Annotated in this window: 10 protein-coding genes, 1 tRNA gene and 2 rRNA genes; 1 reads left to right on the forward strand and 12 read right to left on the reverse strand. The window is 51.6% G+C overall.

Annotated elements, in window-relative coordinates; all coding sequences use genetic code 11:
* The 10 genes from AC0YN0_RS31000 to AC0YN0_RS31045 form a co-directional block, all read right to left on the reverse strand.
* Nucleotides 1–76: ribosomal RNA gene (locus AC0YN0_RS31000) — 16S ribosomal RNA — on the reverse strand; the annotation flags it as partial.
* 298 nt (nucleotides 77–374) lie between these two features.
* Nucleotides 375–2,324, reverse strand: a complete 1,950-nt coding sequence (locus AC0YN0_RS31005) for a beta-N-acetylhexosaminidase (RefSeq protein WP_475824689.1) — start codon at nucleotides 2,322–2,324, stop codon at nucleotides 375–377.
* A 19-nt stretch (nucleotides 2,325–2,343) separates the two neighbouring features.
* A complete protein-coding gene (locus tag AC0YN0_RS31010; protein ID WP_475824690.1) occupies nucleotides 2,344–4,611 on the reverse strand; it encodes a beta-glucosidase in 2,268 nt (755 codons plus the stop codon).
* Nucleotides 4,604–7,165 carry a beta-glucosidase BglX gene (bglX, locus tag AC0YN0_RS31015; RefSeq protein ID WP_475824691.1) on the reverse strand — a complete coding sequence of 854 codons (2,562 nt, stop codon included), beginning with the start codon at nucleotides 7,163–7,165 and terminating at the stop codon, nucleotides 4,604–4,606. The genes AC0YN0_RS31010 and bglX overlap by 8 nt, the downstream gene beginning before the upstream one ends.
* A 27-nt stretch (nucleotides 7,166–7,192) precedes the next feature.
* Entirely contained in the window at nucleotides 7,193–8,077 is an 885-nt protein-coding gene (locus AC0YN0_RS31020; protein WP_475824692.1) for a carbohydrate ABC transporter permease, read from the reverse strand.
* A gap of 11 nt (nucleotides 8,078–8,088) precedes the next feature.
* Entirely contained in the window at nucleotides 8,089–9,009 is a 921-nt protein-coding gene (locus tag AC0YN0_RS31025; RefSeq protein WP_475824693.1) for an ABC transporter permease, read from the reverse strand.
* Between the two features lie 103 nt (nucleotides 9,010–9,112).
* Nucleotides 9,113–10,630, reverse strand: a complete 1,518-nt coding sequence (locus tag AC0YN0_RS31030; protein WP_475824694.1) for an ABC transporter substrate-binding protein — start codon at nucleotides 10,628–10,630, stop codon at nucleotides 9,113–9,115.
* A 78-nt stretch (nucleotides 10,631–10,708) separates the two neighbouring features.
* A complete protein-coding gene (locus AC0YN0_RS31035; protein WP_475824695.1) occupies nucleotides 10,709–12,349 on the reverse strand; it encodes a response regulator transcription factor in 1,641 nt (546 codons plus the stop codon).
* A complete protein-coding gene (locus tag AC0YN0_RS31040; RefSeq protein WP_475824696.1) occupies nucleotides 12,324–14,108 on the reverse strand; it encodes a sensor histidine kinase in 1,785 nt (594 codons plus the stop codon). Before AC0YN0_RS31040 ends, AC0YN0_RS31035 begins: the two co-directional genes overlap by 26 nt.
* A 146-nt stretch (nucleotides 14,109–14,254) precedes the next feature.
* On the reverse strand, nucleotides 14,255–15,160 hold the full coding sequence (locus AC0YN0_RS31045; protein WP_475824697.1) for an alpha/beta hydrolase: 906 nt from the start codon (nucleotides 15,158–15,160) through the stop codon (nucleotides 14,255–14,257).
* A gap of 207 nt (nucleotides 15,161–15,367) precedes the next feature.
* Between AC0YN0_RS31045 and AC0YN0_RS31050 the strand changes: the two genes are divergently transcribed.
* Nucleotides 15,368–15,865 (forward strand): DinB family protein, encoded by a 498-nt coding sequence (locus AC0YN0_RS31050; RefSeq protein ID WP_475824698.1) that lies wholly within the window; start codon nucleotides 15,368–15,370, stop codon nucleotides 15,863–15,865.
* Between the two features lie 134 nt (nucleotides 15,866–15,999).
* Here AC0YN0_RS31050 and AC0YN0_RS31055 read toward each other — a convergent pair.
* Nucleotides 16,000–16,082 (reverse strand) — tRNA-Leu (locus tag AC0YN0_RS31055).
* Between the two features lie 106 nt (nucleotides 16,083–16,188).
* A 23S ribosomal RNA gene (locus AC0YN0_RS31060) occupies nucleotides 16,189–16,273 on the reverse strand; the annotation flags it as partial.

Below are 16,273 nucleotides of genomic sequence, written 5' to 3' on the forward strand. Positions count from 1 at the left end.
AATAACTCCGCTCGACTTGCATGTATTAGGCACGCCGCCAGCGTTCGTCCTGAGCCAGGATCAAACTCTCCATAAAGGTAGTTCGACTTGCTCATTACTTTGTATTGCTTTTGTTAGAAGCCGAAGCTTCTTAACTGGCAGTTTCGCTCGTTGTTCAGTTTTCAAAGAACAATCTTTTCTTTCGTGTCCGGCGTGTGTTTCTCTCGGCCGGAATTAGAATATACCATGTTTATATAGAAGAGCGCAAGCATTATTTTAAAAATGTTTTATTTATTTTATGATTACATTCATTTATTTAATTAATAGTCGATTTATTCCTCTCAAAAGAACAGGCTGTTCCTTAGTCACTCTTGAACTAAAGAACAGCCATTCAACTACGCCTGCCCCGCTTCCAGCTCGCGCAGCCGCTCATCATACTGCCCCAACAGCTTGTACAAATTACGGTTGCTGTCAGCTAAGCCGCCCTTCCGGTTGCGCTGCAGCCAAAGCCGGTTAAATTCCTCAATAATCAAAGCAAGATCAGCCTTCAGCTTCCGCAGCCACTGTCCTTCCGCCTCGCTATCCGGCAGCTCAATGCGGTAAATATAACGATGAAGACCTGAGCCATGCGCGATGAGACGGATCGCATTCGCCAATTCGGCGACGACCGTATCCGCATCCGCGATCTGAAGCTGTACCCGCCCAAGCTCTTTTTCGCGCTGCTTGATCCACTCCTGCATCTCGTTGTAGCGGTAATCTAGCTTGAACGGTGTGCCGCTGCCTCCGATCTCTACCAGCAGCTTGACCAATACAGCCGTATCCGATTCCAGCTTCTCTCTTGTAGACAAACCGCGATTGAGCAAATAGCTCGTATACGTCATATTTTCCAGCGTGCTTTGCTCCAGATGGTAATAGCGTCCAAGCTCCAACAGCAGCTTGCCTATTCCGCCGCTGCGATCGCGCAAGACGCATTCGGATACGTATTGCTCCACCTGCTCCATCGCCCCGACATTGGCGTCAACTTGCCAGCTTGCTCCTGCGGCATATACATAAGCCGGATAACTGGCAGCCATCGGCTGCCAGTGGCCGGAATCGCCCCAATCCGTTACGATAAAACCTCCGGCTCCGTATGTTTTCCCGTTAATTGCCGCATCGGAGACGTTGGCAATCATATTATCCGCTCTGCCCGTAATCGCCGACCAGGAGCTAGTTCCGGGACATACGTAGAAAGGCACATCATTTTCCTTGAACAGCCTGCAATGAGGCTCGAATGTCTTCTGTCCCTCATAATTCCAATCCAGAACCGTTACATCCTTCGGAAGCAGCGGAATGATCTCTTCATGCTTCGTTATAATATCTCCCCACATCAAGATACGCTTGCCGTAGCTGCGGACGATGTCGAATACCTGCTCCGCATATTCCAAATACAGCTTGCCTATTCCGATCTCATCCGCTCTTGCTTTGCTTTGTCCCGCTCCAAGACCGAACGGCTCATCCAGATTAATATTTACGTAGTCCGAAGAGAAGTGAGGCAGCAGATCGCCGAACATCGTCTTCACCAAATCGATCGACCTCTTATCGGTCGGATTCAACGTAACCGGCGGCAGCTTGATGGCGATTGGCGTTTGCTGACCACCGGGATGCTCCGCCAGTTCGGCAAAGGCCGGCTTGGCTAGCCAAGGCCCCATATGTCCAAGACAGTTCTGATTCGGAACGAGATCGATAAATTTGCCCTTCGCATAAGCATCCAACTCTCGGAATTCCGCGGCGCTGATCGGCGTCGCGTCCGGGAACGAGTCCCGATATGCTTCATAATCAAAGCTGAAGCCTTCCATATACAGCTGCAAATGATTAAGCTTCAGCTCAGACATCCGATCAATCAAGGAAAGTATAGTATCTAAATTAGGAATTTTATTTCGCCCGATATCGAGCATAAGTCCGCGCACGGGGAAATCCGGTTCATCCTCGATTCGGAAGTGATCCCAGGACAGTCCTTGTCGAGCCATCAATTGCTCCAGCGATACAAGTGCATAGTGCAAGCCTTCCACTTCGTTGAAAAGAAGCTGCAGCCCTTCACCGTTCCACTCGATCACATAGCCCTGCGGATGAAGCTCATCGGAGCGGCCGAGCCGCACTTCCGTCGCCGTCGACGCTTCCTTCGCATCCGCACCCGCCCCCGCATTCACTGCTGCCATCTCCAGCCGCTCTTTCATGCGCAATGCTCCCGCTGCTGACTCAGCTTCTGCGCCCAGGCAGCTTACCGAGAAGCTGGCCGAAAGCGCCGAGCTCCCTTCGAGTCTCTCCGCCTTGCGAGGCTGCGGATAGAGTAGTAGTGTATCTTTCATGTGAGCATCCCCTTCCTCTTCAGTCCTTATTTAACTCTACTAACACTTGCGCGAGCCGTTCTTCCGTAAACCTGCCTCCGCTGAAGGAAAGCAGACCGCGCAGCGGCATATGCTCCATGAACGCTCTAAGCATCTCCTTATGCTCCTCGCCGATCGAGGCGGCGAACGGCAGCATCCCGATAAGCTGCTGAACGAAGGCCGCCCCCTTCTCCGTCTTCGATAGATCGGACACCGTCGAATTGCGGTGGAATAGGGTTGTCCGCACGGCCGTAGATACAACGGTTACTCGTTCGGAGAGAACCATTTCCCGCGACGACTTGCCGACCCCTATATCGAACGCCCCCGTCTCGACTGCCCAGTCGCCAGCCTCCGCATCGTAGTAAGCGAAGCTTCGTTTGTCCAATGTGAACAAGACCGTCTTCTCCTCTCCGGGAGCGAGTTCTACCTTATCGAAGCCTTTCAGCTCTTTGTCGGGACGTATCACGCTGCTTTCTACATCCCCGACGTAGAGCTGCACAATCTCCTTGCCTGCTCTGCTGCCCGTATTGCGCACTTTCACGGATACGGTCAGTGTTTCCGTATCGTTAAGCTCCCGTTTATCGACCAATAAGTCCGAGTATTCGAACGTTGTGTAGCTTAAACCATACCCAAAGGGGAACAACGGCTGGAGCTTTTTCTTATCGTAATAACGATAGCCGACAAATAGTCCCTCTCTGTATTCCACCTTATCTCCTTCACCAGGGAAGAAGAGGTAGGATGGGTTATCCCTAAGCTGAACAGGGAATGTTTCTGCCAGCTTGCCGGACGGATTCGCGTCGCCGAACAGCAGATCGGCGATTGCGCCGCCAAGCGCTTGGCCTCCCAAGTAAGCTTCAAGCACCGCTTTGGCGCTGCCGAGCCAAGGCATCTCGATCGGAGCGCCATTGCTTAACACGACAACCAGATTCGGCTGCACGGCGGCAATCGATTCGATTAGTGCCACCTGATTCGCGGGCATGCGCAGATGCTTGCGGTCGAAGCCCTCCGACTCGTAACGCTTCGGCAAGCCTGCGAATAACACGGCAACATCGGCCGCCTTTGCCTGCTCTACCGCTTCCCGCGTCAACGCTTCATTCACATCGTCGCCGTCAAGCTCATAGCCTTGAGCGTATGCGAGTATCGCCCCGGCGCCTGCCGACCGCGTCAATTCCTCGTTTATGTTTTCCAAGCGAGTCGGATTAATCTGCGAGCTTCCGCTTCCTTGATAGCGCGGCGCCTTGGCGAGCGCGCCGATCACTGCGAGCTTGCCGCTTCGCTTCAGTGGCAGTATGCCTTCTTCATTCTTCAGCAGCACCATGCCCTCTCTGGCAACCTCGCGCGCCAGCTGATGATGGGCTTCCGGATCGAAGACTGCGTCCGGCTTGCGGCTGTCCACCGCTTGGAAAACCACTTTCAATAAACGCTCTACGGCGGCATCCAGCTTCTCGACCGGCAGACTGCCGTTATTGACCGCGTCTATAATGGCACGATCGCCTTCGCCATAGCTGGAGGGCATCTCCAGCTCCATGCCGGCAGCCAGCCCCTTCACGCGATCGTTCACGGCGCCCCAATCGGACACCACAAGCCCTTCGTGGCCCCATTCATCCTTAAGTATGCGCGTCAGAAGCGTCTCGTTCTCCGCGGCGAATTCGCCGTTTACTTTGTTGTACGAGCACATAACCGTCCATGGCTGCGCCTTCTTCACCGCGCCTTCGAAGCTGGCCAGATAGATTTCCCGAAGCGTGCGCTCGTCGATGATCGAGTCGGACGTCATCCGTCGATGCTCCTGATTGTTCGCCGCGAAATGCTTAAGCGACGTCCCTACTCCTTCGCTTTGCACGCCGCTAATGTGATGGGCAGCCATCTCCGAGGAAAGATAAGGGTCCTCGGAGAAATATTCAAAGTTGCGGCCGCAAAGCGGGGAACGCTTAATGTTCGCGCCCGGTCCCAGCAGCACGGCAACATTCTCCGCTTGACATTCCGCACCGAGCGCACGCCCCATCCGCTCGATCAAGTCGCGATTCCACGAGCTTGCCACCCCTGCGGCAGACGGAAAACAGGTTGAAGGAACACTGTCGAATAAGCCCAAATGATCGGCCGAAGCCCGTTGCTTACGCAGCCCGTGCGGTCCATCCGTAACCATAATAGACGGGATGCCAAGTCTCTCGATTCCTTTCGTATGCCATGTATCCAGTCCGGAACATAGTCCCGCTTTTTCCTCCAGCGTCATCTGTCCGATCAGCGCTTTGATCTCTCGTTGCTTACTCATGTCCGCTTCCTCCCTCTCCTACCTGGATCTGCTTGACTGCCTTCCATTCGAACTTCGCCGACCAAGCCGTCCGGCTGCTTGAGCCCACATGAACGATAAACTCGCCCGGCTCTGCCGCATAACCCACGGCTGGTGACCAGAATGCCAAATCCCGCTCCCCGATCTCGAATGCGACATCCAGACTGGCTCCCGGCTCCAGCCATACTTTGCGGAAACCCTTCAGCTCCAAGACCGGACGCACGATGCTGCCGTGCAAGTCTTGAATATAAAGTTGTACCGTTTCCTCTCCCGCAACTTCGCCTTTATTCGTAACGGTCATAGAAACCGTCAGCTTCTCGTCGCCCTCTATCTTGTTTCGATTGAGCTTCCCGTTCGAAAAGTCGAAGCTCGTATAGCTAAGACCGTAACCAAACGGATATAGAGGCTCGTTCGGCCCATCCAAATATTTAGAAATATATTTACTATTTCGATTTTCTGCCGTAAGCGGTCTTCCTGTATGAAAATGATTGTAGTATACCGGGATTTGCCCTTGATGCGCCGGGAAGCTCATCGTCAGCTTACCGGATGGATTGTATCCGCCCGTTAGAACATCAGCAACGGCATTCCCTGCCTGCGAGCCGAGGAACCAGGTTTCCACTATCGCGCTGACGTTTTTCTCGAACCAATCCAGGACAAGCGGACGGCCGTTCGTCAGCACGAGCACGACCGGCTTGCCGAGCGCTACGACCGCTTCGGCCAATCGTTGCTGCGCTTCGGGAAGCATAATGCTCAGACGGGAAGCAGCTTCTCCGGACATATCGCTATTCTCGCCAAGCGCCAGAATAACGAGATCGGCCTGCGATGCCTGGGCCAGTGCTTTTTCAATTCCGCCTTGAATCGATTCATTAACGCCGCTGCCTTGCGCATAGAGCAGACGGTTCTCCGGTATATCCCTGTTCAGCAGCCCTTCATACAACGTAACCGTCTCATGGCTGAAGCGCGAGAACTGCCATGGGCCAAGCAGATCCCTGCTGTCCGCGAACGGTCCGATCAGCGCGATTCGCCCGCTTTCCTTGGCAAGCGGCAGCACGCCGTCGTTTTTCAGCAGCACGATCGACTTGCGGGCAAGCTCCAAGCTAGCCTGCAGATGGCTCTCGTGGAAATGATAGTCGCGCTCCTTCTCCGGACGAATATACCGGAATGGATCATCCATCAGTCCAAGCTTGTATTTAAGAATCAGAATGCGGCGAACCGCATCGTCAATCAACGACTCCTCAACTTTTCCTTCCCGCACCAGCTTCGGCAAGTGCTCGTAGGAGCGAGTAGCCATTTCAATGTCCATCGTAGCCCTAACCGCTTTTTGCGCGGCTTCCTCCACATCCTTGGCATGACCATGGGCTACGATCTCATCGACCGCTCCATAATCGGAGATCAGAACGCCGTCAAAGCCAAGCTCCTCGCGCAGCAGCCCCCTCAGCAGCGGCTCGTTCGCCGCTACCGGCACGCCCTGATAAATATTGAAAGCATTCATGACCGATGCCGCGCCAGCTTCGATGCCGGCTTGGAACGGCGGCAAAAACACGTTCCTAAGCGTCGCTTCGGACAGGTCGACCGTATTGTAATCTCGGCCTCCCTCGGCTGCTCCGTAACCGATAAAGTGCTTCAAGCAGGCGACGATGGTCTCCTCGCCGAACAGCGAATCACCCTGAAATCCTTCAACCTGCGCTTTCGCTATGAGGGCTCCCAAGTAAGGGTCCTCGCCGGCTCCCTCCACTACGCGGCCCCACCGCGGGTCGCGGCCGATATCGATCATCGGTCCGTGGTTATACATTGTACCGGAAGCGCTGGCCTCCTTCGCCGCAATCTCGCAGGCCTCTTTAATGGCGTCCATATCCCAGCTGCAAGACCATGCCAGCGGTACGGGAAAGATCGTCTGCGAGCCGTGGATAATATCGCCGTTGAACAGAAGCGGAATGCCATGCGGCGATTGCTCGACGGCAATCTTCTGCAACTGGAACACGCGGCTAACGTCGAACGCGCCCAGCACCGAGCCCGCTCTTCCTTCCGCGATCAGCTTCTCCGGCGGATCGCTGGCAACCGAGTTGCCGAACGAGAAGTTCGACGCCAGCACTTGGAACATCTGACCGACCTTCTCTTCCAGAGACATGCGCCCCAGCAATGAATCTGCCGCGGATTGAATGTCCCCATCCGTACGTTCTTGAACGCCGCTCTTCCGATACGGACGGATTTCCTCGATCAACGCTTCGGACAGGAAAGGTCCCCGTCCGCGTTTTCCTTGCAACGGCAGTTCCCCGAGCCCGGGAATATCGATGCTGCCTTCGAAATTTTCCTCGTGGAAGACAAGCCGGACAACGATCTCTTTGCCCGGCATCCAGAACGCCGATGCGGTTCCTCTTAATTGATTGCCTTCGACAACGAGCGAATCTATCTTAATCGGTATCGACAGCGGTTCCGTCGCTATATCGAGCGTATATGCCGCTTTCTTCGAAACTTTGAATTGCATTTTCATTCGCATTGAAGGCGTAGCGACAATCGCATGCCATAATCCAATCATTTTGCAACCTCCCGGTACGAATCTTGATTAGCCTTTGACTGCGCCGATCGTCAACCCTTTGACAAAGTATTTTTGGAAAAAAGGATACGCGATCAATACCGGCAAAATGCCGATGACCGCTATGGCCATACGGAACGTTTCGCTTGGCAATTGCTTGATGATGCTGCCCGTCCCCATATTGCTGTTGCTCGTCAGAAACTCGATGTCGCTCATAATGCGATTGAGCACATTTTGCAGATTGAACAGGGTGGAATCCGTAATGAACACGAGGCCGTTATTCCAGTCATTCCAATAAGCAAGCGCTTGGAACAGTCCGATTGTGGCCATAATCGGCAGCGACAGCTGCAGCACGATACGGTAATAGATCGTAAATTCGCCTGCTCCGTCGATACTCGCCGATTCGATAACGGGCGTCGGAACGCTGTTCATGAAGAACGCCCGCATGAGTAAGACGTTAAAGCCGTTCATTAGCAGCCACGGTACGATCTGGGCGAAAAGCGTGTTTTTGATATCGAACATTTGCGTATAGATCATATAGGTAGGCACGAGTCCGCCGTTGAACAGCAACGTGAAAAATACGATGAACGACAGGATCATGCCGCCAGGCATGTCCTTGCGTGATAACGGATAGGCAAGCAGAGACGTTATTAGAAGACTCACGATCGTTCCGATCACCGTAGTCATGATCGTAATGCCGTAGGCATGATAGATCATTTTCGAGTTTTGCAGCAAATATTCATAGGCAGCCAGGCTGAAGCTGGAAGGAAAGAAGGTGTATCCTTGGGTCACGATTACGTCCGGCGACGTAATGGAAGCCATGAACAGCAACACAAAGGGAAGGATACAAGCCAGCGAGAACAAGCCTAGAATCAAATGCGACGCCCATTGCCAGCCGCGATATTCTTTTGTCATTTCAAATCCTCCTAGAACAATGCGTTGTCTTTATCGAACTTACGAACCGTATAATTGGATACCAGTACCAGCACGAAGCCGACCAGCGATTGATAGAAGCCCGCCGCTGCCGACATGCCGATATCGCCTAATTGCATGAGTCCCCGGAATACGTAAGTATCGATGACGTTCGTCGTTTCGTACAACGCTCCGGAGTTCATAGGCACCTGGTAGAATAGGCCAAAGTCGGAATAAAAAATGCGCCCGATGCCAAGCAGTGTCAGCATCGTAATAATCGGCGTTATCATCGGAAGCGTAATTTTGCGAATTTGCATCCATTTCGAAGCGCCGTCCAGCTCCGCAGCTTCGTAGTACTCGCGGTCGATGCTGATGATAGCCGCAAGAAAAACGATGCAGGAATAACCGGCTCCCTTCCAAATGTGAACGATAGTCAATATGAAAGGCCAATATTTAGGTTCGAGATACCAAGAGATCGGGTTCAGCCCGAGCATCGGCAGCACCGTGTTGTTAATGAAACCCGAATCGGCGCTAAGCAGGGCATATACGAGATAGCTGACTAGAATCATAGAAATTAAAAAAGGCATAAGAATGACGCTTTGATAGAAGCCTCGCGCCATCTTGCTTCTGATTTCATTAAGCAGGATCGCGATGCCGACCGCTACGCTTAACCCGACGATAATGAAGACCGCATTGTAGAGCAGCGTATTCCGTGTTATAACGAAAGCGTCCGTCGTTTGGAACAAATACCGAAAGTTTTGAAAGCCTATCCAGTCGCTTCCCCATATGCCCTTCGTATAATTGATATCTTTGAAAGCAATCGATAGGCCGAACAGCGGCAAATAATTGTTGATGACCAGATAAAGCAAACCCGGCAGCATCATGATGTAAAGCGGAATGTACCGGCGAAAGCTAATCTTTCTCTTTTGACGCATTATCATATTCACCATGCTCTCTCCCTTTCTCCTAGCCTCGGGGGAAAAATAAAACCCGGCCAACGCGTAATTGACCGGGCCACCTCTTCCATCCGTTTGTTTGTTATTGCGCTGAATTTCCTTTTGCCCACTCGTCCAATTGCTTCTGCTTCTCGGCAATGATCTTATCGATGCCCGCCGCTTTCAGCTTGGCAATGAACTCCGGCAGCATTTTGGCCGGATCCACGCTGCCTGTCTCAATCGGAAGCCTATATTGCGTAACAACGTTGGATACCGCTGCGTATTCCGTCTTAACTGCCGTCCCGTCGAATACGAAGCCAAGCGCCTTGGACGGTTTGGCGTTTTGGTTGAACTCGTTCGTCTTGACCCAAATGTCCGGATCGTCGTTCTGCATCACGTAGGATAGGAATTGATTACCGAACATCCAACCCATCATATTGTAGCCGACCGAAGCCGCATCCTTGCCTTCCGGATACGAAATAATAGAATCGTCCGCACTGCCTGCTTTCACATAGTGCGTTCCTTCAATGCCCCAGTCGAACAGGTTGACAATATCTTTGTCCGTATACATCAGGTTCAGGAACTTCATCGCTTTTTCATGGTTTTTTGAGTTAGCCGGTATTCCCCACATGGCGCCTGTAATATTGCTTGTTGTCGCAACCGGAGCAAGCAGCTCTTTCGCTACCATTTCCGTTCCGCTTGCTTTGGTTTCCTGCGCCGCGAATCCCGGCTTCTGCAGAGCGAGATACGAGAATGCTTTGCCTGCGCCGATCAACTCGAAAGTAGTCGTTTTATTCGTTACCGCATCCTGCAAGACGTAACCGTTCAGATACCACTCGCGGATACGCTCGACAAACGCTTTGTATTCCGGCATTTCGTAGAGGTTGACTACCTTTAATCCGTTGTCATGGTTCGGCAAGACGCCCATGTTATCGGCAAGCGAATCATAGAAAACGAAGTTGTCGCGGAACGATTGGCCCGGCGCACCCGGAATTAAGGGAACGACGCCCGGCTCGTTATCCTTGATTGTCTTCAATACGTTTGCCACATCGTCAAGCGTTTGGATGGCGTCTACGTCGATGTTGTACTTGTCGACCAGATCCTTCCGCATCGTCAAACCGTAGCTGCCCGCCAAATCGCGTAGCGTAGCAACGCCGTAGATGCTGCCGTTAACTTTGGTTGCATTGACATATTTCTCTCCCAACGAGGACATTATGCCTTCACCGTGCTGCGTGAGCAGCTCGTCCAACGGAATGAGCTGTCCTTTGGCAACCATATTGCTGTACATGCCGCCAGCGACATATGTTAAATCAAGCGCTTCTCCTCCGCTGAAAATCAGATTCATGCGCTGAACCCAATCGCCCCCGTTAATCGGTAAAAATTTGACGCGAGTCTTGATCTTCTCTTCGGCGATGAGGTTAATCTGGTCTTCAACCAGCTGCAGATCTTTCGGTGAAGTCGTGACGAGCGGAAAAGCTATCGTAATTTCCTCGATCTTGTCTTCGGCTTGATTACCCTTGCCGGCTTCGTTGTTGTTGCTTTCGTTTCCTTTGCCGCATGCCGCCAAGATCAATGCACAGCACATGAGCAGCGCGATAGCGCCTGACATCGTTTTTTTCATCTTATCTCCCCCGCTTTACGTATAATGTTTATTTCTGAATTTATTGTACGATGGCGCGGCTTGCCCCCTCTGCTCCGATCACGACCTATCTCTGTCACTTTCTCGACTTTCGGTTGCCGGACGCTCTTGCTGATACGTGCTCCGATATTCCATCGGATTAAGCTCCATGTACTTTTTGAACATGCGGGAAAAATGCGAGAAATTCGCATACCCTACTTTGCTTGCTATCGTGCTGACTGACATTTCCGTATTGACGAGCAAGCCTGCAGCCATCCCGAGCCGCTGCTGCAGCACGTAATCGGACACCGACAAGCCGGTTTCTTTCTTGAATATTCGGGTCAAATAGTCCGGATTCAAATAAACGTAATTCGCGATTTCTTCACGCGACAGGTCTTCCGCAAGACGCTCGTGAATATAAGCCTTCACCTTGTCCGTCACGCTTTGTGATTGATTGATCGTCGATAGGAATGAAATAGACTTGTCTACAATATGTGCTATCCAGACCAAAGCATCGGTGGCGGAACGGGTAGCGAAGGTGTAATACGCCTTGGAAGCTTCGTCGCCGAACAAGTGATGCGCCTGTATGCCCTTCACTTGAAGCTCGTAATAGACCATCTGCTGAAAATCTTGAACGAACTGATGAAGCAGTTCCGAATTTAATTGATTGGATAAGACCAAATTATGAATGTAGCTCTCCGTCGCCTTCAACAACTGCTCGCTTGTGCCTTCTTTTAGGAGTACGGCCCACAAGCCCATATCGTGCGGCAAGCTCCCATGGAGCGGAGACTGCGCATCTTGCAGAGAGAAGACGCCCTCGTCGTGCGCAACGTTGTTCGAATCGAGCCCGCGCAGCTTAAGAACCATCTCCGCCATATGATGACCTTGCGTAATTTCTCCTATATAACAGGTTACTCCCGCATAAAAATACGTTTGACACGCCTCGGTAAACGTCTCGCATGCAGATCTCAGCTTCGTCTTATCCGCCATGTCTTTCAGTTCTCCCCTTAAGAGAGCCAACATGCAGCTATCGCCAAGAGTGATCAACAATCCGCTTTCCAGCTCGTTCAGCACGATTTCCTCGGCCGATTTGCGAATGGCGTATTCCATGATTTTCTCTTCGCGTATCGTGATCTTTTTGTGCCATCTCCTTATATGAATAAAGACCGGCAAAAAAGTCATCTCTTGCGAATAGGGGATGTTCCGCTCTTCCGCCGCTATCCCAATCGCCTTCGCAACGCTCGGAATCGATTGATTCAATATATCAAGCCAGAAACGCTCGACGAGAAGCGGTTGATGCTGCACCCAATATTTCCCGTACTGGCTGAATTCGCTTAGCTTGCTTTCCTGATCGAGCTTGGTAATGGCTCGCTTCACGGCTTCTTCGACATCCCGATAAGGAATCGGCTTGAGCAAATAATCCAAACTGCCTAGTTGGATCGCTTGCTTCGCATAATGAAAGTCGGCGTGGCTGGTCAAAAATATCGTCTCCGTCGAGGGATAATGCTGCCTCACCCATTCCAGCAATTCCAGCCCTGTTCCTTGAGGCATTTCAATATCGCACAGCAGTATATCCACTTGATTCGCCTGAAAAATTTCCTTGGCCTGATTAGGGCTAAAGGCCGCGAACAGACGGCTAATGCCGATTTCCTCCCACCGTACGCCTGATTTCAGCCCTTCTACGGCAATAAGCTCGTCATCTACGATTAAAAGCTGACGCAATGCCCTTCCCCTCCCTTCTGCCGGTTTCTATGCGCAAAGGTATTCCGATTTCCACGATCGCCCCTTGCGGATCATCGTTGTAGCATTCCATCCACGACTGCTCCCCGTATTGCAGCCGCAGCCTCTCTCTGGCGTTCCACAAACCGAAATGCTCACCCCTGTCATCCACTAATTGTTTGCCGGACCGAATGCTCTCAAGCGACTCCTCCGAGAACCCCTTCCCGTTATCGCGGATCGTAAGCAGTACCATTGGTTCTTCCGACTCCTCATCCAGCACCGCCTCGATCGCCAGTACGATCGGATGCTCCATGCGAACGGCATGCTTGATCGTATTCTCTACGAAGGTTTGCAGCAATAACGGAGGAATAGGCGTATCCTGAAGATAGCTTGGCACCTCGATCATGCAGCTCAATTGATTGGGAAAACGCAATTGCTGAATGCGCAAGAAATTTCGCACATGCTGCAACTCGTCCCTCAGCAGCACGAATGGATGATTACTTTGGAGCATGTAACGGAAATAATGAACGAGACACATCGTCATTTCCTGAATCAATTCATACTGCTTCACTTGGGCCAAGTTGTATACGATATTTAGCGAGTTCGTAAAAAAATGCGGGTTGATCTGCAGCTGCAAATGCTTCATCTCTGCCCTTTGCTTGCTAAGCTGCTCCTCGTATACATGGATCTTCAGCTCCTCGATTTGCGAGATCATTTGGTTAAACGTGCGGTTCACCAGCTGGAACTCGTCGGATACCGGGCTTTCCTCGATTTTCATGTTGAAATTACCTTCACCGATTCGCCGCATAGCCATCGTCATCTTCTGCAGCGGCAGCAGCAGCACCTTGCGGAGAAACCAGAAGCTTAGCGGCAGCAGCACAAGGGCGATCATAAGAACGATAACTGCCGCTTTCTCTAGATAAGGCAGTTTTTCAAGAATAAGCTTGTCCGGGACGACAGCAGCTAGACTGAAGTTTCCCTTTTGCGACGATTCGCCTACGACGAGATAATCTTTGTTCGTTCCCGACAAGTAGTAATGCTCGAACCCTGCCGTAAAATCAAGTCCTTCATGAGCTAGCTCGCGCGTGCTGAACAATGTCGTTCCAGCCGAATCTACGATCAGCGTTGAACCCGTATCGCCAATGTCCATAACGCGAAGCGGTTCAAGCAACGACTCCGCCTTCACCCATGCGCCAATGAAAATATCGCCCTCGCCAAACAACCGCAAAATATAGCTTTCGCCGTTAATCCGCTGAACGGCCCACTCCGCATTCTGATATTTAGGCGACTCGTCCAGCACCCTCACTTTCTCCACCAGCGTCTTTCGAAGATTTTCCAGTTCGTTGTAGCTGAGATCATCTCGTGAAACCTCCACCATATCGTGCCTCGTAACCGAATATACAAAAAAACCGTCGATATAAGGATATACGATAAGATCGGAAGCCAGCCTGCGATTCACGCTGTTCTTGGCCATGACGTAAGCATCATCCGAGCTCGCCTCGCCCATCGTCAGCAAGTTGAAATCTGTGAGCATCAATCCCATCATATGACGCTCTGCCTCGGAGAGTTGGTCGTCTATTTGCTTCATGTAGACGGAAACCAAATTTTTATTCGAATTAGCGACCTGATTATGAATAACATCCACGCTGTATCGGTTGTTGTAAATCAGCATGGCAATCAGAGGAAGCGTAATGCATAGAAGGCCAAGCACCAGCTTGACCCTTATCGATCTCCAAGGGATTGTCGTTAAACTGCCAAACACGCCTATTCCCCCTGTCGGAACTATCTATGAATTTTGTTTTTGTTATCAGACGGTTCTACTCTATTCTCCCGTTTAACATAGTTTGCCGATTGTCCGACTATTTATTTAAGTTATCGCGAATGTATTAGACACATTGCGGCTAATGCTCATAGGTTGAATCTTTTTTTCAGCCATTTTGCTGCCATATCGAACCAAACCGCCGCTTCCACATTCAACTGGGTATCATCGACGGCCGTCATCTCGTCGCACATGGACAAGCCGTGAACACCCGATTCAAATACGTGCAGCTCGTAAGGTACCTTGTGCTGGGCAAGAGCAGCCGCAAACCGCAATGAGTTAGCCGCGAATACAATGTGGTCATCGGCTGTATGCCACAAAAAAGAAGGCGGCGTCTTCTCGGACACGTAACGGACCGGAGAACGCTCCTCCAATTGGTTCTCGGTTGGCTTTGGAACTCCGAATACGGCAAGATTGGAGATGTCAAAAAATCCTTCGGGCCATCTATGCGCCGTTTTGCTGAATTGTTCCCTCATGTAAACGTAATCCGTTATGGCATAACCGAGAACAAGCGCATCGGGCTTCCAGCTTATGTCTTCGGTCTCCAGCTTTTCTTGCAGGAAAGGCTCATGCCAATGTACGCCAAGAGACGCTGCCACGTGCCCGCCCGCGGAGAACCCGGCTACGACGATCCGCTCTGGATCAATCATCCATTCGTCTGCATGCGCCCGTACGGTCTGAAGCGCTTTGGCCAGGTCGTATAGAGGCTGAGGATAATGCGATCCATGCGGTTCTGTCACATGCAAGCTGCCCAGCGCGCCTCCTTTTGCATAAGTCGAGTAGCGAAGCACAAAAGCCTGATATCCCATACTTGCAAATCGGATTGCTACAGGTTCGGCTTCTCGATCCGATGTCATCAGATAACCGCCTCCTGGACAAATGACAACAGCCGGACGGCGTTTGTCCGTCTGATACTCGCTTGAGTTATGGAGCAGGTAACCCGTCAGAGTAACATCGGGCCGATCATCCCATAAGCTTCGTGTAAAAGTTCGCATAGCGCGGTTATCCCCCTAAATCTAATAACTTCCCCCTTTATCATATCGCTTGAAAAATATAGTCTCTATCCATTTCCCGACCATCATCTAACACTTTCTCGACTCTTATCCGCACCCCGAACGACAAAACGTCATACGACCGAGACTAGATATTTCCACATAACGGAATTTTATTGTATGCTTATCCATATGGGAGGAGATGCATTCATGTACAAACAACTGATCATCGGCGATGCAGCGCATGAACTGGCCAATACACGGCGTATTCTGGAACGCTTGCCCGAAGAGCATATGACTTGGAAGCCCCACGAGAAATCGATGACGCTAGGAGGACTGGCCACGCACCTTACCAACCTTCTGAACTGGCAAATCGCGATTCTTCAGTACCCTGAGCTCGATCTTGCCACCCTGCCGCGAAGGCGGGAGCCATTGGAGAAACCCGCTGACGTTCTGGCCGAGTTCGACGCGAACGTCAGCAAGGTGGAGAAGCTGCTCGCCGAATGCGACGAGCAGACACTCAGCGCGGAATGGACGCTGCGCCACGGCAACCATATCATCCGCCGTGAATCGCGGGCAATCGCGCTCCGCACCTTCGGATTAAGCCACATGGTTCACCACCGGGCGCAGCTCGGGGTATTCTTTCGACTTCTCGATATTCCAGTCCCGGGCGTCTACGGACCCTCGGCCGACGAGGAAGCTCAATAAACCAATTTTTTCGAATCCATACACGCCAAATAGTCGCAGGGCACCGGAATGATTGCCGGAACTCTGCGACTGCTTTTATTTATATGATTGCATGCAAAAAAGCCATGCTATGCATGGCCTGAGTTTAAAAAGTATGGTGCGCGTAGAGGGACTTGAACCCCCACGGTCGCCCGCCAGATCCTAAGTCTGGTGCGTCTGCCAATTCCGCCATACGCGCATGGGTAAAGTTATACAAGGCATTGCGCCCTGAAAACTGGATACGAAAGATGTTGCTGCTGAACTTTAGCTGTTGCTTACAGGTTGTATGGACCATATAAGCTCTTTAGGATAAGCCCTCGACCGATTAGTATTCGTCAGCTACACACATTGCTGTGCTTCCACCCCGAACCTATCAACCTCGTCGTCTTC

It is taken from the genome of Paenibacillus sp. J22P218, from assembly GCF_056269195.1.